Consider the following 22,575-nt stretch of genomic DNA (forward strand, 5'->3'; position numbering starts at 1 on the left):
AGGGAAAATCAAAACGCGGCTTTACTACGAGGCGAAGTTAAAACTCCTACAAAATTAATTCACTACTCCCCTGCTTGTCATTCGATGACATCCTACATATCTCACAAATTACCCCCACAGACAGCCGCAGAAAAATTACCGAAGCACAACGCGTTGGCTCCAGCGGTCGATCGTGGCACGATGGCAAGGTTATCGACCGAGACCCCAAACCATGCCGCAATCCCAAGCCAAGAACCTGTCCCTGATCGCTGCCATCGACCTGGGCTCCAACAGCTTTCACATGGTCGTGGCCAAGGCCCAGAACGGTGAAATCCGCATCCTTGAGCGGCTCGGCGAGAAAGTGCAACTGGCTGCCGGGATCAACGACGAACGCCAGCTCAATGAAGAGTCCATGCAGCGCGGCCTCGACTGCCTCAAGCGCTTTGCGCAACTGATCAACGGCATGCCGCCTGGCGCTGTACGAATAGTGGGCACCAACGCCTTGCGTGAAGCCCGTAACCGCAACGAATTCATCCATCGCGCCGAGGAAATCCTCGGGCATCCGGTAGAGGTTATTTCCGGTCGCGAGGAAGCACGCCTGATTTACCTCGGGGTCTCCCATACGCTGGCCGACACCCCGGGCAAACGCCTGGTGGCGGACATTGGCGGTGGCAGCACCGAATTCATCATCGGCCAGCGTTTTGAACCCCTGCTGCGCGAAAGCCTGCAGATGGGCTGCGTCAGCTACACGCAGCGTTATTTCAAGGATGGCAAGATCACCCCGGCGCGCTATGCCCAGGCCTACACGGCGGCGCGGCTGGAGATCATGAGCATCGAACACGCCCTGCACCGCCTGAGCTGGGATGAAGCCATCGGCTCTTCCGGCACCATCCGTGCCATCGGCCTGGCGCTCAAGGCCGGCGGCCATGGCACCGGCGAGGTGAATGCGGAAGGCCTGGCGTGGCTCAAGCGCAAGCTGTTCAAGCTGGGGGATGCCGAGAAGATCGACTTCGACGGCATCAAGCCTGACCGCCGCGCCATCTTCCCCGCCGGCCTGGCGATTCTTGAAGCCATTTTCGACGCCCTCGAACTGCAACGCATGGACCACTGTGACGGCGCCCTGCGCGAAGGTGTGCTCTATGACCTGCTCGGTCGCCATCACCATGAAGATGTGCGTGAGCGCACCCTCAGCTCGTTGATGGAGCGTTACCACGTAGACGTGGAGCAAGCGGCGCGCGTAGAGCGCAAAGCCCTGCACGCCTTCGACCAGGTGGCCGATGACTGGGACCTGCAAAACGGCGTATGGCGTGAACTGCTGGGCTGGGCCGCCAAGGTGCACGAGGTGGGCCTGGACATCGCCCATTACCATTACCACAAGCACGGCGCCTACCTGATCGAACACTCGGACCTGGCCGGGTTCTCACGGGAAGACCAACAGATGCTCGCGCTGTTGGTGCGCGGCCACCGCCGTAATATTCCCAGGGACAAATTTGCCGAGTTCGGCAAAGACGGCATCAAGCTGATTCGCCTGTGCGCGCTGTTGCGCTTTGCCATCCTGTTCCACCACATCCGTGGCACCCAGGAAATGCCCCAGGTGAAGCTGCGCGCCGACGGCGACAGCCTGGAAGTGATGTTCCCCAAAGGCTGGCTGGATGAAAACCAGCTGACCCAGGCGGACTTCGCCCAGGAAGCGGAGTGGCTGACGCGGGTGGGGTTCAGCCTGAACCTGCATTAAAGAACACCACAAAACAAATGTGGGAGGGGGCTTGCTCCCGATGCGGTGTGTCAGTCACTTGATACTTTGACTGAGACACCGCCATCGGTGCATAGGTATCTACACAACTGTGTGGCAGCAGCCTACGCTAACCACGATGCGAAGCGAGTCGCTCTTGATTTTGCTTTTGATCTAGGCGCCCCGTTAAACCACGCTGGCCGGAATTCGATATTGATTTGGGGGGTAAACCGGCAGGGATGCCGGTTTAGCCGCCCCGCGCCATGGATGGCGCGTGGCGGCGGCCCCCCAAATCAATGTCGGATTACGGGCACACCGAGCCTAGGCGAGGTGCCGAGTGGTGGGGCAAGAGCGTTTTGCTTACTTTTGCGCTTTTCAAAAGTGAGACGCCGTAAGGGCGGAACCCTAAGCCGCCGTTACCGCAGCAACGGATATGTACTCGCTCTGATCCAACATCCTGGTCGGCTGTCAGGCCGCCATCGGGAGCAAGCCCCCTCCCACATTTGGATCGCGCGGCATCAGTCAGATAGCTATAGGCCGCCAGGTCGCCACGGGAGCAAGCTCCCTCGCCACAGGTTCAGGGCTACGCCAAAGTTGTGTAGATACCCATGGCCATCGGGGGCAAGCCCCCTCCCACATTGGATCGCAGCGAACCTTGCTTAATTCACCGTCAGGATCGGGCTGCCCAGCTTCTCCAGCAACGTGGCCTGCGCACTGCGCGGGTTCTGGTTCCCGGTCGGTGTGTTGCGCACATACCGCCCATCCGACTGCAGGCTCCAGCTGTGGGTGTTGTCGGTCAGGTAGCTTTCCAGCTCCTTCTTGACCCGCATGATCAGCTTCTTGCCCTCCACCGGGAAGCAGGTCTCCACGCGCTTGTCGAGGTTGCGCTCCATCCAGTCGGCGCTGGAGAGGAACATCTGCTCTTCGCCACCGTTGAGGAAATAGAACACCCGCGTGTGCTCCAGGAAGCGGCCGATGATCGAGCGCACATGGATGTTATGCGAGACGCCGACAATGCCCGGGCGCAGGCAGCACATGCCACGGACCACCAGGTCGATGCGCACGCCCGACTGGCTGGCCTTGTACAGCGCGCGGATGATCTTCGGATCGGTCAGCGAGTTGAATTTGGCGATGATGTGCGCCGGCTTGCCCTCGAGGGCGAACTGGGTCTCGCGGGCAATCATGTCGAGCATGCCCTTCTTCAGGGTGAACGGCGCGTGCAGCAGCTTCTTCATGCGCAAGGTCTTGCCCATGCCGATGAGCTGGCTGAACAACTTGCCGACGTCCTCGCACAGGGCGTCGTCGGACGTCAGCAGGCTGTAGTCGGTATAGAGCTTCGCGTTGCCGGCGTGGTAGTTGCCGGTGCCCAAATGGGCGTAACGCACGATTTCACCGGCTTCGCGGCGCAGGATCAACATCATCTTGGCGTGGGTCTTGAAGCCGACCACGCCATAGATCACTACCGCACCGGCTGCTTGCAAGCGGCTGGCCAGTTGCAGGTTGGATTCCTCATCGAAGCGCGCTCGCAGCTCAATGACCGCCGTGACTTCCTTGCCGTTACGCGCAGCGTCGACCAGGGCATCGACGATTTCCGAGTTGGCGCCGGAGCGATACAGCGTCTGGCGCACAGCCAGGACGTGCGGGTCCTTGGCGGCCTGGCGCAGCAGGTCGACCACCGGGGTGAACGACTCGAAGGGGTGCAACAGCAGAATGTCCTGCTTGCTCACCACGCTGAAGATGTTCTCGCTGTTTTGCAACAGTTTCGGGATTTGCGGTGTAAACGGCTTGTATTGCAGCTCCGGGTGGCTGTCCAGGCCGGTGATGCTGAACAGGCGCGTCAGGTTCACTGGGCCATTGACCTGGTACAACTCGGATTCGGCCAGGTTGAACTGCTTGAGCAGGTAATCCGACAAGTGTTTCGGGCAGGTATCCGCCACTTCCAGGCGCACCGCATCGCCGTAGCGCCGCGAAAACAGCTCACCGCGCAGGGCACGGGCCAAGTCTTCGACGTCTTCGGAGTCCAGCGCCAGGTCGGCGTTACGGGTCAGGCGGAATTGGTAGCAGCCCTTGACCTTCATGCCCTGGAACAGGTCATCGGCGTGCGCATGGATCATCGACGACAGGAATACATAATTATCGCCAGCGCCCCCTACTTCTTCGGGTACCTTGATGATTCGTGGCAGCAGGCGCGGCGCCGGGATGATCGCAAGGCCCGAGTCGCGGCCGAAGGCGTCGATGCCTTCGAGCTCGACGATGAAGTTCAGGCTCTTGTTCACCAGCAACGGGAACGGGTGCGTCGGGTCGAGGCCGATCGGGGTGATGATCGGTGAAATCTCGTCACGGAAGTAACGGCGCACCCAGGTCTTGATCTTGGTGGTCCAGTGCCGGCGACGGATGAAGCGGACCTGATGTTTTTCCAGCTCCGGCAGCAGGATATCGTTGAGGATCGCGTATTGGCGGTCCACATGGCCGTGCACCAGCTCGCTGATGCGCGCCAGGGCCTGGTGCGGTTGCAGGCCGTCGGCACCGGCTTGCTCACGGGCGAAGGTGATCTGCTTCTTGAGGCCGGCGACGCGGATCTCGAAGAACTCGTCCAGGTTGCTCGAGAAGATCAACAGGAACTTGAGCCGCTCCAGCAACGGATAGGACTCATCCAGCGCCTGTTCCAGCACGCGAATGTTGAATTGCAGTTGGGACAGCTCGCGGTGGATGTACAGGCTGCTGTCATCCAGGTTGGTAACCACGGCCACTGGCGCCGGCGCCGGCGCTTCGGCGGCCACCACAGGCGGGGCAGGCTCAAGCTCCGGCGGGGTCTCGGTGACTTGTTCAACCACCGGATGAGCGTCTTTTACGGCAACTTCTGTAAGTCCTTCGGTATTCATCGAGTGTTCCTGTGAGGGCTATGGTTGCTCTCTAAGCAATTGGGCAGCGCCGGGATTCCCAGCTCCACCCAATGGGCGGCTTCTTCGAGCAGCAGGTCAATGCTCAAGCGCTCCACCCCCGGCATCGAGGCCACCGCTTCCCGGCGATTTTCACCGTCCAGCACGAATACCGGCAGGATCAGATCATTCGTCGTCAGTACATTTTCACGTACCAGACGGCGAGAAAAATCATCACGGCGGTTGCGACGCAGACGTGTGGCGGGAAATAGCCGGTTGGCGGGGATAAAGCTCACGACAGACTCCTGAGCCCGCGTTTACGGGCGGGCGGTGCAGTTATAAGCGGCCATTATGACGAATGAATGACAGTTGTGCTTATCGATGCGACATGAAGTGGCATTCGGCATTTGCGTAGGAATTGTTCACTTCGTGACACATCTCGATACTTTCATGAATCTTCGTGAAGGCGTAGGCTGCGCGTTCATTTCGCCAGCACCCTAGACCATGCTTCAACAATTTCTGCATGACTTCGGCTACTTTGCCCTCTTCCTCGGCACGTTCTTCGAAGGCGAGACCATCCTCGTGCTCGCAGGCTTCCTGGCGTTCCGTGGATATATGGATATCAACCTGGTGGTGGTCGTTGCCTTTTTCGGCAGCTACGCCGGCGACCAGCTGTGGTACTACATGGGGCGCAAGCACGGCCGCAAATTGCTCGCGCGCAAACCGCGCTGGCAATTGATGGGCGACAAGGCGCTGGAACATATCCGCAAGCATCCGGATATCTGGGTGCTGAGCTTTCGGTTCGTCTACGGTTTGCGCACGGTGATGCCGGTAGCGATTGGCCTGTCCGGCTACCCACCTCTACGGTATTTGATCCTCAACGGTATCGGTGCGGCGATATGGGCGGCTGCGCTAGGGGCTGCGGCCTATCATTTCGGCGCGGTACTCGAAGGCATGCTCGGCAGTGTCAAGAAATACGAGCTGTGGGTGCTGGGCGCCTTGCTGGTGCTGGGCTTGGGCCTGTGGCTGCGACGCCGCGTCAAGAATGCCCGCATCGCCCGCGAAGCGTGTGCCGAAGCCAAGGCCCGGCTCGCTGCCGAACCCGCCCCGGTCGAACCCCCTAAGACGCCAGGCGAGTAACCCGGCTTCTGCAGCAGTAGAGGCCAATCACGCTGAGCAGGCTGTAGCTCAGCAGGGCCAGCCAGCCCAGAGTACTGGCCGGCCATAGCCCGACCCACGGGGCCAGCCATACCAACGGCAGATTCAGCCCCAGGCGCACCCCTTCTGCCTTCAGCGCCCACGGGCGATTCTCCAGTGCGACCCCCAGCGTGAACAGCCCCAGGGCCATGGCGCCCCAGCCCAGCACCAGCGCCGCCGTGGGCAGGCCTTCTGCGAAATTCATCAAATAACTGCCAAACCCCACATAGACCGCAAACTGCACGGCAACGTAGACCTGCTGGCGCGTATCCAGCGGCACCTCGAATTTGCGGAACCGGGCCAGGTCCGGCTTGGTGATCGGGTACCTGGCTTTCACGTCTGCGGGGCGCCAGCCGGTGCGCATGAACCAGATGCGCAGCTTGTCCCAGCGGTTCTCAGTACGACGGGCATCGCTCCACAACTGCGCATAAAACTGCAGGTTCGCCCACAGCGGATTCCAACTGGCCAGGGGCGTGGTCACGCCGAAAATCACCGGTTCATTGTCGTCTTCTTCCTGGAACGTGCCGAACAAGCGGTCCCAAAAAATGAACACCCCGCCATAGTTGCGATCCATGTAGAGGGCGTTCTGCGCGTGGTGGGCACGATGATTGGACGGTGTAACGAAGAACACCTCGAACCAGCCGAGCTTGGGCACGTGACGTGTATGCACCCAGAATTGATACAGCAGGTTGAGCGAAGCCACACTGACGAACACCACCAACGGCACACCGAGCACGGCCAGGGGCAGGTAGAAGATCCAGCTCAACAAAAAGCCGGTACTGGTCTGACGCAACGCGGTGGTGAGGTTGTAGTCCTCGCTCTGGTGGTGCACTGAGTGGGCAGCCCACAGGATATTGCGCTCATGGCCCAGGCGATGCAGCCAGTAGTAGCAGAAGTCGTAGAACACAAAGGCGACCACCCAGGTCCACACGCTCTGGGCCGACCATTCGGTCAGCGCCAGGTGCTTGAGGGCGAATGCATAGGTGAGCAAACCCACGCCCTTGGTCAGTAACCCGGTGGTGGTAGACAGCACGCCGGTGCTGAGACTGTTGATAGCGTCGGCGACTCGATAGTTGCGCGCACCGCGCCAGCGGTCAGCCAGCAGCTCCACCACGATCAAGGCAATGAAAAACGGTACCGCGTAAGGCACGAAGTCCATGGGCTAGTCCGGTTTATTTTTGTTACATCAGATTAGTGCAGTCCCATGAGATCCCATTGGCAACAGGTTACAAATTAGTAGACATTTAACGCCATGAATCAGGAGAAATGCCCATGAGCAAAAAGATTGCAGTGATCCTTTCCGGCTGTGGCGTGTACGACGGTGCAGAAATCCATGAAAGCGTGATCACCCTGCTGCGCCTGGACCAGCGCGGCGCTCAGGTTGAGTGCTTTGCGCCAGATATTGCGCAACTGCATGTGATCAACCACCTTACCGGCGAAGAAATGCCCGAATCGCGCAATGTGTTGGTGGAGTCAGCGCGCATCGCCCGAGGCGCGGTCAAAGATATCCGTGAGGCCAACGTGGCTGACTTCGATGCGCTGATCGTGCCGGGCGGGTTTGGCGCGGCGAAGAACCTGTCGAATTTCGCAGTGGAAGGCGCCGGCTGCAGCGTCAATCCGCAGGTGCTGGAGCTGGCGGAAGCCTTTGCCGAAGCGGGCAAGCCGGTGGGGCTGATCTGCATTTCCCCGGCCCTGGCCGCAAAAATCTACGGCCCGGGCGTGATCTGCACCATCGGCAACGATACCGACACCGCAGCGGCCTTGGACAAAATGGGCGCCACCCACCAGGAATGCACGGTGGAAGATATTGTCGAGGACAAGGCACGCAAGTTGGTGAGTACGCCGGCGTATATGCTGGGCAAAAATATCAGCGAGGTGGCGTCGGGCATCAACAAGCTCGTGGACCGGGTGCTTGAACTGACCCACGAAGACGACTAACGCCCTCTTTCTGTAGGAGCGAGCTTGCTCGCGAAGAACCTGAGAGCGCCGCGTTCATCCAGAGTGCCCGCGTTATCGTTGCCGTTCTTCGCGAGCAAGCTCGCTCCTACACAGGCTTCATCAAACGGGTGAGCAGGCGGTCCAGCGCGTTGGCGAACGCCTGTTTGTCCTTCTCGCTGTGCGGCGGTGGCCCGCCGCCCATCTGGCCTTGCTCGCGCAAGTCGGTGAACAGGTTACGCACTGCCAGGCGCTCACTCATGTTTGCCGGGCTGAACTCTTTGCCGCGCGGGTCGAGGGCCGTGACGCCCTTCTTGACCAAGCGGTCGGCCAAGGGCACATCGCTGCAGATTACCAACTCGCCGGGCATGGCGTGCTCCACCAGGTAGTCATCGGCCGCGTCAGGGCCGCTGGGCACCACGATCAGCTTCACACAGGCAAAGCTGGGTTTGATCTGGCTCTGGCCGGCCACCAGCACCACGTCAAACTGGCGCTTGAGGGCGAACTTCACCACCTGATCCTTGGCCGCCCGCGGGCAGGCGTCCGCATCGATCCACACTCGCATGACTATGCCGCCACCCGCTTCTCGGCCAGGCGACTGCGGCCATACAGCACCGCAATCGCCAGGATCGCCACGGCTTGCGCACTCAACGAATACGCATCGGCGTGGATGCCCAGCCAGTCGAAGTCAAAGAACGCCACCGGCCGCGTGCCGAAAACGCCCGCTTCCTGCAATGCTTTGACGCCATGCCCGGCGAACACCACCGACAGTGCGCACAGCAGCGCGGCGTTGATACCGAAGAACAGCGCCAACGGCAACTTCGCCGAACCGCGCAGGATCACCCAGGCCAGGCCCACCAGCAGCACCAATGCGGTGGCGCCACCCGCCAGCACCGCGTTGTGCCCGGCCGGGCCGGCTTGCAGCCACAGGGTTTCGTAGAACAGGATCACTTCGAACAGCTCGCGGTACACCGAGAAGAAGGCCAGCAGCGCAAAGCCGAAACGCCCACCACCGCCCACCAGGCTGCTCTTGATGTAGTCCTGCCACGCCGCCGCGTGACGCCGGTCGTGCATCCATACGCCCAGCCACAGCACCATCACGCTGGCGAACAGCGCCGTGCAGCCTTCCAGCAATTCACGCTGGGCGCCGCTGACATCAATCACATACGCCGCCAGCGCCCAGGTCGCCAAGCCGGCCAACAGCGCCAGGCCCCAGCCGACGTTGACGCTGCGCACCGCCGATTGCTGGCCGGTGTTACGCAGGAAGGCCAGGATCGCGGCCAGCACCAGGATCGCTTCCAGGCCTTCGCGCAGCAGGATCAGCAAACCGGAGATGTAGCTCAACGACCAGCTCAAGCCATCGCCGCCGAGCAAGCCGGCGGACTCGCTGAGCTTGCCCTTGGCTGCATCCAGGCGCTGTTGCACCTGTTCGATCGGCAGCCCGTCCTGCAAGGACTGGCGGTAGGCCATCAGCGCCTTCTCGGTGTCTTTGCGCACGTTGGCGTCGACGTTATCCAGCGAGCTTTCCACCAGCTCAAAGCCTTCAAGGTAAGCGGCTACCGACAAGTCATAGGCTTGCTCGTGGTCGCCGTTGCGGAACGCGGCCAGGCTTTTGTCCAGGGTGGTAGCGGTGTAGTCGAGCAACTGTGCCGGGCCACGCTTGACCTGCGGCGGCTGTGCGCGTTGGGCACGGAAGGTCGCTGCCACTGCCGGGCCGTCAGCGGCCAGTACTTCGTTGGGCGTCTGGCGTGCCAGGTCGGCCAGGTTGAAGGTGTGCTCGCTGTTGACCGCAGCCGGGTCAGCCGTGAAGCCTGCGATGTAGGTGGCGAGGTCCCAGCGCTGGCGGTCATCCAACTGGTCGGCAAAGGACGGCATGTCGGTGCCTTCGACACCCAGGCCCAGGGTGTTGTAGATCGCATAGAGGCTCAGGCGATCCAGGCGCGTGGCATCGCGCAGGTTAGCGGGCGGCGGGGTCATGCCCATGCCTGCCGGGCCATCGCCAGCGCCGGCCGTGCCGTGGCACACCGAACAATGCTGGGCATACAGCGGCGCACCGCGCGTCGGGTCGGGAGTGATCGCCGGCGCCTGGCTGACTTCATACGCCACCGCCAGCCTGGCGCCCAACTGACGGGCCTGGTGGGCGACAGTTGCGCCGTCTGCATGGGCGGTGACTGCCGCCAGCAACTCATCGACGCCCTTGATCAACTCGACGCGTTCGGGTTTTTCCGGCAGCTGCGCAACCAGACCCTGCAACACGCCCAAGAACTCCACCTGTTCGCGAAATTCCGATTCGTCCACCACCTTGCCCGCCTCCACAGTGGGCGGATAGTCGGCGCCAATGTAGTCAAGCAGATGCAGCGCCTGGGGTGCGCCTTCGGCCGTCGCGGCCAACAGATTGAAGCTGCACGACATCAACGCCGGCAGCACCAGCCAGGCGAGAAAACGGAAGGGGGCAGTCATGAATGAATCTCAAGTGGAAATACGAAGTAACACTATTGTTCAGCTTTACCGGATTTGACTCAAGGTGTTATTTGGCATTGCCACAAACCAATGTGGGAGGGGGCTTGCTCCCGATGGCGGTGGTTCAGCTAGCGATGAGCTGACTGGTACCCCGCCATCGGGAGCAAGCCCCCTCCCACATTTTGATCCGGTTTCGTCAATTACACCGTGGCGCGATGCAGGCTGGCGAGGAAACCGGCGGCGCCGACGAACAACCCGGCGAATGTGCGGTTCACGCGCTTCTGCTGCTTAGGCGAGCGCAACAGGCGCAGGACTTTCGAGGCCAACCCCGTATAACCGGCCATCACGATCATATCGACGCTGATCATCGTTGCACCAATGATCAGGTACTGGACCGCCAACGGCGCCTGTGGATTCACGAACTGCGGCAATACCGCGAGCATGAACACCAACGCCTTCGGGTTGCTGGCGTTGACCAGAAAACCACGAAACATCATGGCCATCGGCTTGCCAATCGGGCGTACTGCGGCGTCATCGGTCATGTCCATGGGCAAGGCGCGCCATTGCTTGATGGCCAGGTAGACCAGGTACGCCACGCCAAACCATTTGATCGCATAAAACGCGGTGGAGGACGTCGCCAGGATGGCACCCAAGCCGCCCGCCACCACGGCAATCTGCATCGCCAGGCCCAGCTGCAGGCCAATGGCGTTCCAGTAACCGCGTACGAAACCGTATTGCAGGCCGCTGGACATCGAGGCGATGGCGCCCGCGCCGGGGGAAAGGGAGATGATCCAACTGGCCAGGAAAAAGGCCAGCCACGTGTCGAGTGCCATTGCACACCTCGGGAAGGAGTTTGCGGTTGTGCCTTAAGCTAACGCTGCCGGCCAAAGGCTGGCTATCAATTTTTGCAGGCGGTGATTTCTAGCGGTCGCCAGGAAACACATGGGTACCGGGCCAACGCCGCACCGAGCGCTGGAAGAACAGACTGTTGGGCACTTGTACCATCGCGCTGTCCGTACCGGCCTCTGCCACCTCGACCAGCGTGGTATAGAGCAGATTGATCGCCACGACGCGCCCTTTCACACCGGGTTTGTCGACGGTGTCCACCAGTTCGACGATGTCGCCGAGGCGAAACGGCCCCACGGTGAAGATCAAGATCGCGCACAGCAAGTTGGACAGCACCGACCACATGGCGAAGAACGCCACCGCCGCCACCGCCACAAAGCCTGACAGTGCCGTCCACAGCACCGTGGCGGATACGCCCAGGCGGCCCAACACGAAGATCAGCGCACTGCCCATGATCAGCCAGCGCAGGCCACCGCGCAGCGGCATCAACAACTGTGGCGGGAACGGATAGCGTTCACCCAGGCGGGTCAGGCCTTTGGCGACAAAACGCTGGGCAAGATAACCCGCCAGCAGGATCAGCAGGATTTGCACGCCGATCCACACAGGCTCGATCCATTGCGCCGGCAAAGGCAGCTGCAACGCTTCCATCAGGACAGCGCCTCCAGCTCCGCTTGCAGGGTTTCAAGCACTTCGAGGGCTTCCATCCAGGATTCCTCCAGTTGCCCTTCTCGCACCTTGAGCCGGGCCTGTTCGGCCAGCAGGTCGCGCAGTTCATCCTTGCGCGCGGCCTCATACACAGCGCTGTCGCCCAGGCTGGTTTCGATCTTGGCCAGGCGCTCATGCACCTTGCCCAGCTCGACCTCCAGCTTGTCGGCTTCGCGCTTGTGTGGCGCCAACTGCTGACGCAGTGCGGCGGCGGCCTGGCGCTGGGCTTTCTTGTCGGTCTTGTCCGGGTTGACCGGCGTGTTGCTGGTCGGCGCATTGCGCAGACGGTAGTCGGTCAGCCAGCGCGCATAGTCGTCCAGGTCGCCGTCGAACTCTTCGACCTTGCCGTCAGCCACCAGCAGGAAATTATCGGTGGTGCTCTTGAGCAGGTGGCGATCGTGAGACACCACCAGTACCGCACCACTGAATTCCTGCAGGGCCATGGTCAGCGCCAGGCGCATTTCCAGGTCCAGGTGGTTGGTCGGCTCGTCGAGCAGCAGCAGGTTCGGGCGGTCCCAGGCGATCAGGGCCAGGGCCAGGCGTGCCTTTTCGCCACCGGAAAAATTCAGCACCGGCTCATCGATACGCGCGCCACGGAAGTCGAAACCCCCGAGGAAATCACGCAGGGTCTGTTCGCGCTCGGTGGGCGCCAGGCGCTGCAGGTGCAACAGCGGGCTCGCCTTGGAATCCAGCGAGTCCAGTTGATGCTGGGCGAAGTAGCCCACCACGGTGTTCTCGCCACGGGTCAGGCGGCCGGCCAAGGGCTCCAGTTCGCCCGACAGGTTCTTGATCAGCGTCGACTTGCCCGCGCCGTTAGGCCCCAGCAAACCGATGCGTGCGCCAGGCGTGAGCTGCAGCTTGACCTTCTCGAGGATGGTTTTGTCGCCATAACCCAGGCGTGCATCCGACAGATCGAGCAAGGGGCTGGAGATCTTCACCGACTCACGGAACACGAAGTCGAACGGCGAATCGACATGGGCCGCCGACAGCTCTTCCATGCGCTCCAGCGCCTTGATCCGGCTCTGGGCCTGCCGCGCCTTGGTGGCCTGGGCCTTGAACCGGGCGATATAGCTTTCCATGTGCGCGCGCTGCGCCTGCTGCTTCTCGAAAGCTTGTTGCTGCTGGGCCAGGCGTTCGGCACGGGCGCGCTCGAAGGCGGTGTAGCCGCCCCGATAGAGCGTGATTTTCTTCTGTTCGACATGGGCGATATTGTCGACCACGGCGTCGAGGAAATCCCGGTCGTGGGAAATCAGCAACAGGGTGCCCTGATAGTTCTTGAGGAAGTCTTCCAGCCACAGGATCGCATCGAGGTCCAAGTGGTTGGTCGGTTCGTCGAGCAGCAACAGGTCCGAAGGACACATCAGCGCCTGGGCCAGGTTCAGGCGCATGCGCCAGCCGCCGGAGAAATCGGCGACCGGGCGATCCATCTGTTCGTTGGTAAACCCCAGGCCTGCGAGCATCTTGCGGGCGCGGGCGTCGGCGGTGTAGCCGTCGGCGCTGTCCAGCTCAGAATGCAGGCGGGCTTGGGCGGCGCCGTCCTGGGCTTGTTCTGCGGCGGCGAGGTCGTGTTGCACCTGGCGCAGGCGCAGGTCGCCATCGAGCACGTAGTCGATCGCGATGCGGTCCAGGGTGTCGATCTCCTGGCGCATATGGGCGATGCGCCAGTCGGCCGGCAGCAGGCAGTCCCCGGAATCCGGGGTCAGCTCACCCAGCAACAGGGCGAACAACGTGGATTTGCCGGCGCCATTGGCACCGATCAGGCCGGCTTTGTGACCGGCGTGCAGGGTCAGCTCGGCATCTTCAAGAAGACGCTGCGGGCCACGCTGTAATGTTAGGCTTTGAAGTCGGATCATAATGGCGGCGGAGTCTACCAGCTTCGTTGGCCGCTGGCTTGGGTGTGAATATGTGCGCTGACCTGTGGAGCTTTGCCCTCTCGACTTACGCCCGCCCCGGCGTGGAGGCTGCTTGCCTGCGGTTGCAGGCGCAAGGCGCGGATGTGTGCCTGTTGCTGTGTGGTGCGTGGCTGGAGCAACGGGGTGTGGCGCGGTTGCCCGAACGCGTGGTGGCGCTGCAGCAGCTTGCGCGGCCATGGCGCACGCGTGTCGTCGAACCCTTGCGCGAAGTCCGCGTGCAATGGCGGGCGCTGGCACAGCAGGATGTGCAGTTGGCTGAATTACGGCGTCAGGTCAAAGCATTGGAACTGGAGGCCGAGCGAGCATTACTGACACGCCTGGAAGCGCTGGCGAAGACATGGCCGACCAACGAGGGGAAAGGGCAATACGAATGGCTTGAAGACCTGGCAAGCGAAGCCGCCGACCTTGACCACAACGCGCTGCAGCAGCTGCGCGTTGGGGTCACCCGCACTTAGGAAGCGCTGGTTGGGGTGGTGCTTGGCGCTACCGGTGCAGAGTTGCTGCTGGCCGATGCGGTTGGAGCGGAGGACGTTGCCGGGGTAGCGGCAGGTGCTGCAGGAGTTGCTGGCTTTGCAGGGGCTGGCTTGGCAGCGGTGGTTTTAGCAGCTGGCTTGGCGGCTGGTTTCGCAGCAGCGGTTTTAGCGGCTGGCTTGGCGGCTGGTTTCGCAGCAGCGGTTTTAGCGGCTGGCTTGGCGGCTGGTTTCGCAGCAGCGGTTTTAGCAACTGGCTTGGCGGCTGGTTTCGCAGCAGCGGTTTTGGCAGCTGGCTTGGCGGCTGGTTTCGCAGCAGCAGTTTTGGCAGCTGGCTTGGCGGCTGGTTTCGCAGCAGCGGTTTTGGCAGCTGGCTTGGCGGCTGGTTTCGCAGCAGCAGTTTTGGCAACTGGCTTGGCGGCTGGTTTGGCAGCAGCAGTTTTAGCAGCTGGCTTGGCGGCTGGTTTGGCAGCAGCAGTTTTGGCAACTGGCTTAGCGGCTGGTTTGGCAGCAGCAGTTTTAGCAGCCGGCTTGGCGGCTGGTTTGGCAGCAGCAGTTTTGGCAACTGGCTTAGCGGCTGGTTTGGCAGCAGTGGTTTTAGTCGCTGGCTTGGCGGCAATTTTAGCCGGCGCCTTCGCTGCAACAGCTTTGCTCACTGGCTTTTTGGCTGCGCTGGCGGTGACGGCTTTTGCCGGCGTACGCGCGCCAAGGGCCTTGGTGACGGCTTCTTTCACACGACCAATGCCCTGGGCCAGTTTCAGGCTTTCCTGAGCGTCTTTTTTGAGCTGGGAAATGTAGGTGCGGGTTTCGGTTTGACGGTCCTTGAGGGCGTCCAGCAGGTCCTCAAGTTCGTTAACCGCATCTTTGGCCTTGGCTTGTGCCTTGGCTTTGCCGGCAGTGGCGGCGTCTTGCAATTTGGTGCGGGATTTGTGCAGCTTTTCTTGCGCTTTGCCGCGTTGTTTTTCCAGTTTGGCGAGCAGTTTTTCTGCATCGGCCAAGGCCTGGGAACAAGCGCTTTCCAGATGTTCGAGCAAGCTGCCCGACAATTGTTGGAGTAAGTGCAACGGGGTATTTACAGGCTTCTGTTTGGCCGACATGGTTTACCTCCTGGCTGACGTGGGTGCGGCTCATACTAGCCCTCTGCTCTTACCGCCGCTAGGCCATGTTGACAGTATCGTTTGCGTTGCGTTGCAACGTACGAAAATTCTTATCGATATAACAGAAAACCACCCCACTGCTCAGCCACTCACGCTGGCATAATCCGTCGCACTTTCGGCGGAGAACACCCATGTCGCGTTACCTTTTCCTAGTGCTTGGCCTGGCGATTTTCAGCGCCGATGCGAGCGAGCAATCGCCGCCAAAAACCGCTACTCAAGACCAGCACGACCTCGCCTACAGCCTGGGCGCCAGCCTCGGTGAGCGTCTGCGCCAGGAGGTGCCCGACTTGCAGATCCAAGCCCTCGTCGAGGGTCTCAAACAAGCCTACCAAGGCAAACCATTGGCACTGGATGACACCCGCATCGAACAAATTCTTGCTCAGCATGAGGCACAGAACGCCACCGACGCCCAAGTGCCGCAGAGCGAAAAAGCACTCGCTGCCGAACAGCAATTTTTGTCGAAGGAAAAAGCTGCAAAGGGCGTGCGCGAATTGGCGGACGGCATACTGCTCACCGAGTTGACGCCGGGTACCGGCAACAAGCCGTTGGCAACTGATGAAGTGCAGGTGAAATACGTGGGTCGACTGCCCGATGGAAGCGTGTTCGATCAGAGCGCACTACCCCAATGGTTTCGCCTGGACAGCGTGATCAGTGGCTGGAGCAGTGCATTGCAACAGATGCCGGTAGGCGCGAAATGGCGCCTGGTTATTCCCTCGGCCCAAGCCTATGGCGCGGACGGCGCAGGCGAATTGATCCCACCCTACACCCCCCTGGTCTTCGAAATCGAATTGCTCGGGACTCGCCACTAACCCATAAAAAACGGTGCGACATGCGCACCGTTTTTAATTGCATCTCAACGCTTCATGCCGGTGTAGCCGGCTCTTCTTTGTGAGCGTTGTGCAGCACTTCAATCAGGCAATCTTCCAGTTCGAAGCGCTCATGCAACAGGGCGCCCAACTCTTTGAATTTTTCAGCAACACACTTCCCCGCATCGCACAGGTCAGTGAACGCCAGCAGCTTTTCAGTGATAACATCGATGCGCGGGTAAAGGGTCTCTGCCAACTCCAGGCCACGCTGGTCGTCGAACGCTTCCGCCTCTTTGGTGAGTTGCTCGTAGACGCCGAAATGACCTGCAGACACATAGTCCACCAGCACTGCGCAGAAATCTTGCAGCGGCTCGCGATTCTCGGCCAGCGCCTCGGGCTTGGCACCTAGCGCATCAAAGGCCCGAACCAGTTCGTGGCGTGCCTTCAACCAGCTGTCGATCAGCTTGTGCACCCCACCCCAGCGTTCCTGAGCATTCTGACAACTTTCCAGCATGATGATCTCTCTTCCCTATGGGGACGCTGCTGCCGTGTGCCCGTGCAACACTTCAAGGTTAAAGCGGCAGCCGGACAAGGCCACGTCTGACAAGCGGTTTCGATAACGCGTGCGGGCCAGATTATGCCCGCATCACTATGGCTTCAAGGTACGCAGGAGAGAAAGTTCATACAAGCGTTTAATCCCGTCCTACGACATGAACCGTATTTTCCTCGCTTTACGCTAGATAACGCCGGCTGAGCAACAAGCGAGAAAGCGGCGTGGCACCCAGAATCAGCATCGCCACGAAAAACAACAGACTCCACTCCGGCAGGCTGAGGTCAAATAGCGTCCAATTGATTTCGACGCAATCGACGGTGCCCTTGAAGACTGACCGAGCAGCCTGCCAAAACGACAGGTTTTCAATCATGTAATCAAGGGTTGGCCAGCACTTCGGCATTTGGTCCGACGCAGTGTTCTGCAGCAGCACCTGGCGCCCGGCGGTGACGGCGCCAAACAACGCACACCCCATGCTCGCCAGCCCATACACATACACACCGGAGCGGCCAGGGTTATGAAGGAACGCGATCAGGTTGATCAGTACAAAGGCAGCAAGCAACAACCGTTGCACCTGGCACAAAAAGCATGGCTGCAACAGTGCGCCATATTCCAGATAGAAAGACACGCCCAACGTCAGCGCACCGGCCATGAACGCCAGGAAAAACAAGGAGCGTAAGGGGGCCAAAGACATTGTTTATCCGCACCGCAAGAGATAGGTCGCTACGGTAGAGGAAAGGCCCGACCCCTTTCAATACGCCTTGGAGCAGACAATTCCGCTAAAACACAGGGAGATCCCGCCAGCACACTGAGGAAATCGCCCTTCAAGACGTAAGAATTGGTTACGAGCCCACTTAAGCCGAATGTTTACATAGGGTTATGGGATTGGCTTCTGGATCCGTCTGAGCCAACCCATTGCTCCTTTCCTACTTCAAGCTCGGGCGGGGGCTGGCAACGGTGAGGCCAGCAGACGATTGTCGAGTAACCCCAAGCCTTCCTGGAACAGCTGGTTGCTGCGTTCGGTATCACCCAATTGGGCCAGCAGGCGGGCCAATTCGGCACAGGCTTCGGGATTGCGCTGAACCTGCAGGCTGCTTTCCAGATAATCACGTGCCTTACCCCACAGGCTGTTCTGCAGGCACAGACGGCCCAGCGTCAGCAATAGGCTGGCATCGCCCGGATGATCCTTCAGCCAGCCTTCGGCAAACTTCAACTGACGGGCCGGGTCGCTGCCGCGCAGCAGGCCGTAGAGCCGAATGAGATGGCTGTCATAACTGCGCTTGAGCGCACCGCGCAGTGCTTCCTCGGCCTTGGCGTCCGCACCCAGTCGACGCAGTTGGTCAGCATACGCCAACACCAGTTGCGGCTCCTGACGCTGGGCTGAAGTCAGTTGCTCCCAGGCGCGATCAAGAGATCGCAAGCCGGCCTCGCCCGGCTCCTCACGGTATGCGGCCAGGCTGAGGTTTTCTCCCCAGGCCCGGCGCTCCAGTTCGGCCAGTTCACTGGCCGGCAGCACCTTGTCCTTACGCAGTTCAGGCAACAGGCGAATCACCGCCGACCAATCACCGCGCTGCTGGTGCAGCCGCTGCAGCTGTCGCAGGACCTGGGCATTGTGAGGATGGCGCTCATGCATCGCCTGCAGGGTGACCAGGGCACCTTCAGTATCGCCACGGTCCATCTGCAATTGCGCATGGCTCAAGGCAACGGCCAGTTCCGCCTGGGGCTGGCGAGCCAGCGCACGCTCCAGCAAACCATCCGACTCTGCATAACGCCCCAACTCATTGGCCGCACGCGCCGCACCAAGGTAGTACAGCAGTGGTTGGCGCTCCGCTTCTGCGGCACGGTGCAGGTGGCGTTCGGCACTGGCCCAGCGGCCTTCGGCCAGGTCCATCTGGCCTTGCTCGATTGCAATCTGCACGCGGCGGCTGCGATTGCGCCGCGACCAGGGGTTGACCACGCCACCCGAGGCAGTGACCAGGCTCAGCAGGACGCGAATCAGATAGATCGCCAGGCCTATGGCAAACACCGCCACCAATGTGGCCCACAGGCTAGATTCGTAATGCAGCAGATGGGGGTAGGTAATCAGCACGTAGCCGGTGTGTTTCGAAATACCTACGGCCAACGCGAGGGCGATCGCAATTGCCAGCACCAGGATCACATAGAAACGCTTCATCGGCTCTACTCCTGGGTCGCAGGCTTGGCAGCCGAAGCCTTGGCTTCGTCGGCAGACAGATGACGACGTTCGAGGTACGCCTGCACAGCCGCGAGGCTCGCGGCCAGGTCAGGCGTCACCACCGACACAGCCTTGGGCTCGAGCTCGGCGATACGCGACAGCATCGCCTTGCTCTGCGGGTTGTCCTGGTTGAAGTTATCCTGCAGTACGCTGCGCGCTTCACCCAGCGACCGGCTATACACCGCCGATTCGCCGTTGAGTGCTGCCCACTGCGCCTGCTCCAGCGCCAGGCTCAGGGCCAGGCGCACCTGATTCAACCCTTGGCCCGCCAGCAGCGGACGAATGTTGTCATCGGGATTGAAGTCGATACGGAAATAACGGGATATCTGCTCCCACCATTGGCTCAATTGATTGCCCGTATCGCTGGTCGGGCGGCCCTGGGAAGCGGGCTCCGTGAGTTGATACTCCGGGGCGATCGCCGCCAGTTGCACCACCTGGTCGCGCAACGCGGCCAACTGCAGGTACAAGCCGGTGCGGTCCGGCTGTTCGGTGCTGCGCAGCGCCGCCAGGCTCTTGGCCAGTTGCTCGCGCGCGGCGAACGCGCCGGGGTCGCTCTGCTCACGCAGAATCTCGTCGGCACCCTGGACCAGCGATTGAGCGCTGTTGATGTCCTGCAAGGCCGACAGACGCAAGCTGGCCAGACGAATCAGATGCTCGGCCTCGGCCAGGCGCCAATCCTTGCGGCTGGCGCCCAGTACGGTTTCCAGGCGCTGGTTCAGGCGTTGCTGGTCACCCTGCAACTGGGCGACCAGGCGTCGGCGCTCTTCCAGCTCATCGGCGCCGGGCAACTGCGCCAGGCGGGCGGCCAACTGTTGCTGGCTCTGCTTGAGGCTCTGGGATTGGTCATCCAGGGTCTGTACCTGACCCAGTTGCTGCTGGCTGCTGGCTTGCAGGGCACGCACCTGCCAGATTCCCCAGCCGCCGGCGGCAACGCCCGCAGCGCCAAGCAGCAAAGCGACGACTGCCAGGCCATTGCCACGGCGTGGCGCGGCGACCGGCGTTCCGACCGGCGCATCGAGCGCGGGCTGAGCTTCATCTTTAGGCAAGGCTGTTTCGCTCACGTATCCGTCCTTTGCGTATCAGAGAGTGGGAACGGGATGACTCCCTAACGCCACTAACAAAGCCGCAGCACTCGCGCCGCGACAATCCACAACTTTTTCTGCGCCAGCGGCCCGCGCCATCTCGTAGACGCGCGGGCTGGGCACGAACAACGGCAGCTGCGCCACCTCAGGCCAGTCGGAGCCGGCCACGGCCTGCAAGTGTAAAAAACCTTGCCCACTGCTGACCACCACGCCGTTCAAGCGTTCCAACTGGATGCGCTGCGTCAGTGCGCCTGGGTCGTAGGCCGGAAGCAAACGGCGATACAATTCCAGATAGTCGACACTAACACCTCGCTCGCGTAAACGCTCCGCGAGCAGCTCCCGACCGCCCTCGCCGCGCAGGATCAATACCCTGGCGCCAGGGAGTGCGATAGCCTCGCGCAACGCCGGCAATTGAAGCAAGGCCTCGCTGTCGTCACCCGTTGGCGGATAGTGCACGTCCAGACCCTGCTCGGCCAGTATCTGTGCAGTTGCGGCACCGACACTGAACCACGGCAGTCGCGGCCAGGGCGCGCTCAATTGTTGCAGGGCAAGACGCGCCGCCGGCTTGCTCACCACGATAACTGCGCAGTAGCGCTGCAGCGCCCCAAAGACTGCCCGTTGCTCAGCAGTGACCGGCAAGGCTTCGATCTCCAGCAAGGGCAGCTGGCTGCTGAAAACACCCGCATCGGCCAATGTCGCCGCCAAGGCTGCCGATTCTTCGGCAGGCCGTGTGAGCAGCAATCGCCACGGGGTCACTGCGGGCCGGCCTCGCCGTAGACTTTTTGCAGAATGGCGCCGGCGCCCTTGCTCAGCAATTCCTCGGCGACCTGGATGCCCAGGGCCGTGGCCTCACGTTGCGGGCCGCGCACTTGCGCGGTCAGCAGCGTGCCGCCGTCCGGGTCCCCGACCAGGCCACGCAGCCACAGGTTCTCACCTTCGAGCACGGCATAGCAGGCGATCGGTACCTGGCAGCCACCGTTGAGGTGCTTGTTCAGGGCACGCTCGGCGGTGACACGAACTTCGGTGTCCGCATGATCCAGCGGTTTGAGCAGGGCATGAATTTCGCTGTCGGCGGTGCGACATTCAACGCCGACTGCACCCTGCCCTCCAGCGGGCAAGCTGTCCTCGACGCTGATTGCGTTGGTGATACGGTCTTCGAAGCCCAGGCGGATCAGGCCGGCCGCTGCGAGGATGATCGCGTCATACTCACCTGCATCCAACTTGGCCAGGCGCGTGTTGACGTTGCCGCGCAGAAAGCGGATCTGCAGGTCGGGGCGACGGGTCAGCAACTGGGCCTGGCGACGCAGGCTGGAGGTGCCCACGATGCTGCCCAGGGGCAGGTCATCCAGGGAGGCATAGGTGTTGGAAACAAAGGCGTCGCGGGGGTCTTCGCGCTCGCAGATGCAAAAAAGGCCCAGGCCTTCAGGGAAGTCCATGGGCACGTCTTTCATCGAATGCACGGCGATGTCGGCTTCGTTCTCCAGCAGCGCGGTCTCCAGTTCCTTGACGAACAAGCCCTTGCCGCCAATTTTCGACAGTGGCGAGTCCAGCAATTTATCGCCGCGACTGACCATGGGTACCAGGGTCACCCTGAGGCCAGGGTGGGCCTGCTCAAGGCGTGCTTTGACGTATTCGGCCTGCCATAAGGCCAGGGCACTTTTACGGGTGGCGATGCGGATTTCGCGAGAAGACATGGATCAATCCGTACTGAATAGATACGGCAGATAATAACAGCTCAGGCAAATACGCTTTGATTTGAATCAGCAAGTGCGGGGCCTCCCTGGCCGCGTCGCACCGGGATAAGGACTGCGCAGCTCGCCAGGGCCTCTGGGTTAAAGCTGCTGCATCATCTTGCGCACGCCGGCGACATGGCGCCGACTGACGATCAAGGCATCGCCATTGAGCCCCTTGAGGAACAGCTGAAAGTGCCCCAGGGGCGTGCGTTGCAAGCGTTCGATACGCTCACGGGCCACCAGCGCATTGCGATGGATACGCACGAAGCGGTCGCCGAATTCATCTTCCAGGGCTTTGAGCGGCTCATCGAGCAACACTTCGCCGGCTTCGTGGCGCAAGGTCACGTATTTATGGTCGGCGATAAAATAAACCACCTGACCGAGGGGAATCAGCTCGATGCCCTTGCGGGTGCGTGCACTGATATGGCTGCGGGGGCCGTTACCACTCTGGGCGGCAGGCTGGGTCAGGGCTGCGAGCTGAACACGGCTGGGGCGCTCGGCTTTCTTCAGGGCCTTGAGCAATGCTTCGCCAGTCACCGGCTTGACGAGAAAACTGACACCGCTGTCTTCCAGCGTCTGTGCAGAAAACTCTTCCTCGGCCGCGCATAACACCACGGCAGGGGGCGACTCGCGTTCGCTCAGGCGGGCGGCAACTTGCAGACCATCGAGGCCCGGCATACGGATATCGAGCAACACCACATCCGGCTTGAGGCTGTCGATCAACGTCAACGCCTCCTCGCCGCTGGTGGCGCTCGGCTCAAGGACTGTATAACCCTCGAGTTCACTGACCAGACGGCTCAGTCGCTCGCGGGCTTGGGGTTCGTCATCAACGATCAGGACATTCATATAGCGCTGGATTCCTGCGTGAGTCTCGCACAAGGATAGCGTAGACAGGTGC

Annotated in this window: 20 protein-coding genes and 1 pseudogene; 5 read left to right on the top strand and 16 right to left on the bottom strand. The window is 61.3% G+C overall.

Annotated features, from left to right (window positions below):
• Window positions 1–211 precede the first annotated feature (211 nt).
• A complete protein-coding gene (ppx, locus tag C4J86_RS25650; RefSeq protein ID WP_124364918.1) occupies window positions 212–1,714 on the top strand; it encodes an exopolyphosphatase in 1,503 nt (500 codons plus the stop codon).
• Window positions 1,715–2,370: 656 nt separating this feature from the next.
• Here the strand turns inward: ppx and ppk1 are convergent.
• A complete protein-coding gene (gene ppk1 / locus C4J86_RS25655; RefSeq protein ID WP_124372247.1) occupies window positions 2,371–4,593 on the bottom strand; it encodes a polyphosphate kinase 1 in 2,223 nt (740 codons plus the stop codon).
• A 44-nt stretch (window positions 4,594–4,637) separates the two neighbouring features.
• A pseudogene (locus tag C4J86_RS25660) lies at window positions 4,638–4,886 on the bottom strand (porphobilinogen synthase); the annotation flags it as partial.
• A gap of 208 nt (window positions 4,887–5,094) precedes the next feature.
• Between C4J86_RS25660 and C4J86_RS25665 the strand changes: the two are divergent.
• Window positions 5,095–5,730: a DedA family protein gene (locus tag C4J86_RS25665; protein WP_124364920.1), complete on the top strand. Its 636-nt coding sequence runs from the start codon at window positions 5,095–5,097 to the stop codon at window positions 5,728–5,730.
• On the opposite strand, the gene C4J86_RS25670 is transcribed toward C4J86_RS25665, so the two are convergent.
• Window positions 5,711–6,946, bottom strand: coding sequence for a sterol desaturase family protein (locus tag C4J86_RS25670; RefSeq protein WP_124372248.1), 1,236 nt, complete (start codon window positions 6,944–6,946; stop codon window positions 5,711–5,713). The genes C4J86_RS25665 and C4J86_RS25670 overlap by 20 nt on opposite strands.
• Window positions 6,947–7,059: 113 nt before the next feature.
• On the opposite strand from C4J86_RS25670, the gene elbB reads away from it, so the two are divergent.
• Window positions 7,060–7,725, top strand: a complete 666-nt coding sequence (gene elbB / locus C4J86_RS25675) for an isoprenoid biosynthesis glyoxalase ElbB (protein ID WP_124364922.1) — start codon at window positions 7,060–7,062, stop codon at window positions 7,723–7,725.
• 106 nt (window positions 7,726–7,831) lie between these two features.
• On the opposite strand, the gene C4J86_RS25680 is transcribed toward elbB, so the two are convergent.
• The 5 genes from C4J86_RS25680 to C4J86_RS25700 all read right to left on the bottom strand — a co-directional run bounded on the left by C4J86_RS25680 (window position 7,832) and on the right by C4J86_RS25700 (window position 13,586).
• Window positions 7,832–8,287: a YaiI/YqxD family protein gene (locus tag C4J86_RS25680; RefSeq protein ID WP_124364923.1), complete on the bottom strand. Its 456-nt coding sequence runs from the start codon at window positions 8,285–8,287 to the stop codon at window positions 7,832–7,834.
• Window positions 8,288–8,289: 2 nt separating this feature from the next.
• On the bottom strand, window positions 8,290–10,182 hold the full coding sequence (locus C4J86_RS25685; RefSeq protein WP_124372249.1) for a cytochrome c/FTR1 family iron permease: 1,893 nt from the start codon (window positions 10,180–10,182) through the stop codon (window positions 8,290–8,292).
• 200 nt (window positions 10,183–10,382) lie between these two features.
• Window positions 10,383–11,015, bottom strand: a complete 633-nt coding sequence (locus tag C4J86_RS25690; RefSeq protein ID WP_124368783.1) for a LysE family transporter — start codon at window positions 11,013–11,015, stop codon at window positions 10,383–10,385.
• An 88-nt stretch (window positions 11,016–11,103) separates the two neighbouring features.
• A complete protein-coding gene (locus C4J86_RS25695; RefSeq protein WP_015886482.1) occupies window positions 11,104–11,676 on the bottom strand; it encodes a mechanosensitive ion channel family protein in 573 nt (190 codons plus the stop codon).
• Window positions 11,676–13,586: an ATP-binding cassette domain-containing protein gene (locus C4J86_RS25700; RefSeq protein ID WP_124372250.1), complete on the bottom strand. Its 1,911-nt coding sequence runs from the start codon at window positions 13,584–13,586 to the stop codon at window positions 11,676–11,678. Before C4J86_RS25700 ends, C4J86_RS25695 begins: the two co-directional genes overlap by 1 nt.
• Window positions 13,587–13,636: 50 nt before the next feature.
• Here C4J86_RS25700 and C4J86_RS25705 point away from each other — a divergent pair, with 50 nt between their 5' ends.
• Window positions 13,637–14,101, top strand: a complete 465-nt coding sequence (locus C4J86_RS25705) for a TIGR02444 family protein (protein ID WP_177413165.1) — start codon at window positions 13,637–13,639, stop codon at window positions 14,099–14,101.
• Here C4J86_RS25705 and C4J86_RS25710 read toward each other — a convergent pair.
• On the bottom strand, window positions 14,098–15,213 hold the full coding sequence (locus C4J86_RS25710) for an AlgP family protein (protein ID WP_124372252.1): 1,116 nt from the start codon (window positions 15,211–15,213) through the stop codon (window positions 14,098–14,100). The two genes, C4J86_RS25705 and C4J86_RS25710, sit on opposite strands and share 4 nt — an antisense overlap.
• A gap of 191 nt (window positions 15,214–15,404) precedes the next feature.
• On the opposite strand from C4J86_RS25710, the gene C4J86_RS25715 reads away from it, so the two are divergent.
• Window positions 15,405–16,082, top strand: coding sequence for an FKBP-type peptidyl-prolyl cis-trans isomerase (locus C4J86_RS25715; RefSeq protein ID WP_124372253.1), 678 nt, complete (start codon window positions 15,405–15,407; stop codon window positions 16,080–16,082).
• A 52-nt stretch (window positions 16,083–16,134) separates the two neighbouring features.
• Here C4J86_RS25715 and rsd read toward each other — a convergent pair whose 3' ends face one another.
• The 7 genes from rsd to C4J86_RS25745 all read right to left on the bottom strand — a co-directional run bounded on the left by rsd (window position 16,135) and on the right by C4J86_RS25745 (window position 22,523).
• Window positions 16,135–16,593 carry a sigma D regulator gene (gene rsd, locus C4J86_RS25720; protein WP_124372254.1) on the bottom strand — a complete coding sequence of 153 codons (459 nt, stop codon included), beginning with the start codon at window positions 16,591–16,593 and terminating at the stop codon, window positions 16,135–16,137.
• A gap of 217 nt (window positions 16,594–16,810) precedes the next feature.
• Complete coding sequence (locus tag C4J86_RS25725; protein ID WP_124372255.1) at window positions 16,811–17,323, bottom strand: disulfide bond formation protein B; 513 nt, start codon at window positions 17,321–17,323, stop codon at window positions 16,811–16,813.
• Window positions 17,324–17,560: 237 nt separating this feature from the next.
• Window positions 17,561–18,802 carry a heme biosynthesis protein HemY gene (locus tag C4J86_RS25730; RefSeq protein ID WP_124372256.1) on the bottom strand — a complete coding sequence of 414 codons (1,242 nt, stop codon included), beginning with the start codon at window positions 18,800–18,802 and terminating at the stop codon, window positions 17,561–17,563.
• Between the two features lie 5 nt (window positions 18,803–18,807).
• Window positions 18,808–19,923, bottom strand: coding sequence for a uroporphyrinogen-III C-methyltransferase (locus C4J86_RS27190; protein ID WP_256681713.1), 1,116 nt, complete (start codon window positions 19,921–19,923; stop codon window positions 18,808–18,810).
• An 18-nt stretch (window positions 19,924–19,941) separates the two neighbouring features.
• Window positions 19,942–20,700, bottom strand: coding sequence for a uroporphyrinogen-III synthase (locus tag C4J86_RS27195; RefSeq protein WP_256681714.1), 759 nt, complete (start codon window positions 20,698–20,700; stop codon window positions 19,942–19,944).
• Window positions 20,697–21,638 carry a hydroxymethylbilane synthase gene (hemC, locus tag C4J86_RS25740; protein WP_124372257.1) on the bottom strand — a complete coding sequence of 314 codons (942 nt, stop codon included), beginning with the start codon at window positions 21,636–21,638 and terminating at the stop codon, window positions 20,697–20,699. Before hemC ends, C4J86_RS27195 begins: the two co-directional genes overlap by 4 nt.
• Window positions 21,639–21,776: 138 nt before the next feature.
• Window positions 21,777–22,523: a LytTR family DNA-binding domain-containing protein gene (locus C4J86_RS25745; RefSeq protein ID WP_124364935.1), complete on the bottom strand. Its 747-nt coding sequence runs from the start codon at window positions 22,521–22,523 to the stop codon at window positions 21,777–21,779.
• Between the last annotated feature and the right edge of the window lie 52 nt (window positions 22,524–22,575).

It is taken from the genome of Pseudomonas sp. R2-7-07, from assembly GCF_003852355.1.
Lineage (GTDB): Bacteria > Pseudomonadota > Gammaproteobacteria > Pseudomonadales > Pseudomonadaceae > Aquipseudomonas.

Coding starts and splice junctions, on each gene's coding strand:
- C4J86_RS25710 (WP_124372252.1), bottom strand. CDS start 15,213: ATGTCGGCCAAACAGAAGCCTGTAAATACCCCGTTGCACTTACTCCAA.
- C4J86_RS25705 (WP_177413165.1), top strand. CDS start 13,637: ATGTGCGCTGACCTGTGGAGCTTTGCCCTCTCGACTTACGCCCGCCCC.
- C4J86_RS25745 (WP_124364935.1), bottom strand. CDS start 22,523: ATGAATGTCCTGATCGTTGATGACGAACCCCAAGCCCGCGAGCGACTG.
- hemC (WP_124372257.1), bottom strand. CDS start 21,638: ATGTCTTCTCGCGAAATCCGCATCGCCACCCGTAAAAGTGCCCTGGCC.
- C4J86_RS25690 (WP_124368783.1), bottom strand. CDS start 11,015: ATGGCACTCGACACGTGGCTGGCCTTTTTCCTGGCCAGTTGGATCATC.
- elbB (WP_124364922.1), top strand. CDS start 7,060: ATGAGCAAAAAGATTGCAGTGATCCTTTCCGGCTGTGGCGTGTACGAC.
- C4J86_RS25725 (WP_124372255.1), bottom strand. CDS start 17,323: ATGTCTTTGGCCCCCTTACGCTCCTTGTTTTTCCTGGCGTTCATGGCC.
- C4J86_RS25695 (WP_015886482.1), bottom strand. CDS start 11,676: ATGGAAGCGTTGCAGCTGCCTTTGCCGGCGCAATGGATCGAGCCTGTG.
- C4J86_RS25670 (WP_124372248.1), bottom strand. CDS start 6,946: ATGGACTTCGTGCCTTACGCGGTACCGTTTTTCATTGCCTTGATCGTG.
- C4J86_RS25665 (WP_124364920.1), top strand. CDS start 5,095: ATGCTTCAACAATTTCTGCATGACTTCGGCTACTTTGCCCTCTTCCTC.
- ppk1 (WP_124372247.1), bottom strand. CDS start 4,593: ATGAATACCGAAGGACTTACAGAAGTTGCCGTAAAAGACGCTCATCCG.
- C4J86_RS25680 (WP_124364923.1), bottom strand. CDS start 8,287: ATGCGAGTGTGGATCGATGCGGACGCCTGCCCGCGGGCGGCCAAGGAT.
- C4J86_RS25685 (WP_124372249.1), bottom strand. CDS start 10,182: ATGACTGCCCCCTTCCGTTTTCTCGCCTGGCTGGTGCTGCCGGCGTTG.
- rsd (WP_124372254.1), bottom strand. CDS start 16,593: ATGCTGGAAAGTTGTCAGAATGCTCAGGAACGCTGGGGTGGGGTGCAC.
- C4J86_RS25700 (WP_124372250.1), bottom strand. CDS start 13,586: ATGATCCGACTTCAAAGCCTAACATTACAGCGTGGCCCGCAGCGTCTT.
- C4J86_RS25730 (WP_124372256.1), bottom strand. CDS start 18,802: ATGAAGCGTTTCTATGTGATCCTGGTGCTGGCAATTGCGATCGCCCTC.
- ppx (WP_124364918.1), top strand. CDS start 212: ATGCCGCAATCCCAAGCCAAGAACCTGTCCCTGATCGCTGCCATCGAC.
- C4J86_RS25715 (WP_124372253.1), top strand. CDS start 15,405: ATGTCGCGTTACCTTTTCCTAGTGCTTGGCCTGGCGATTTTCAGCGCC.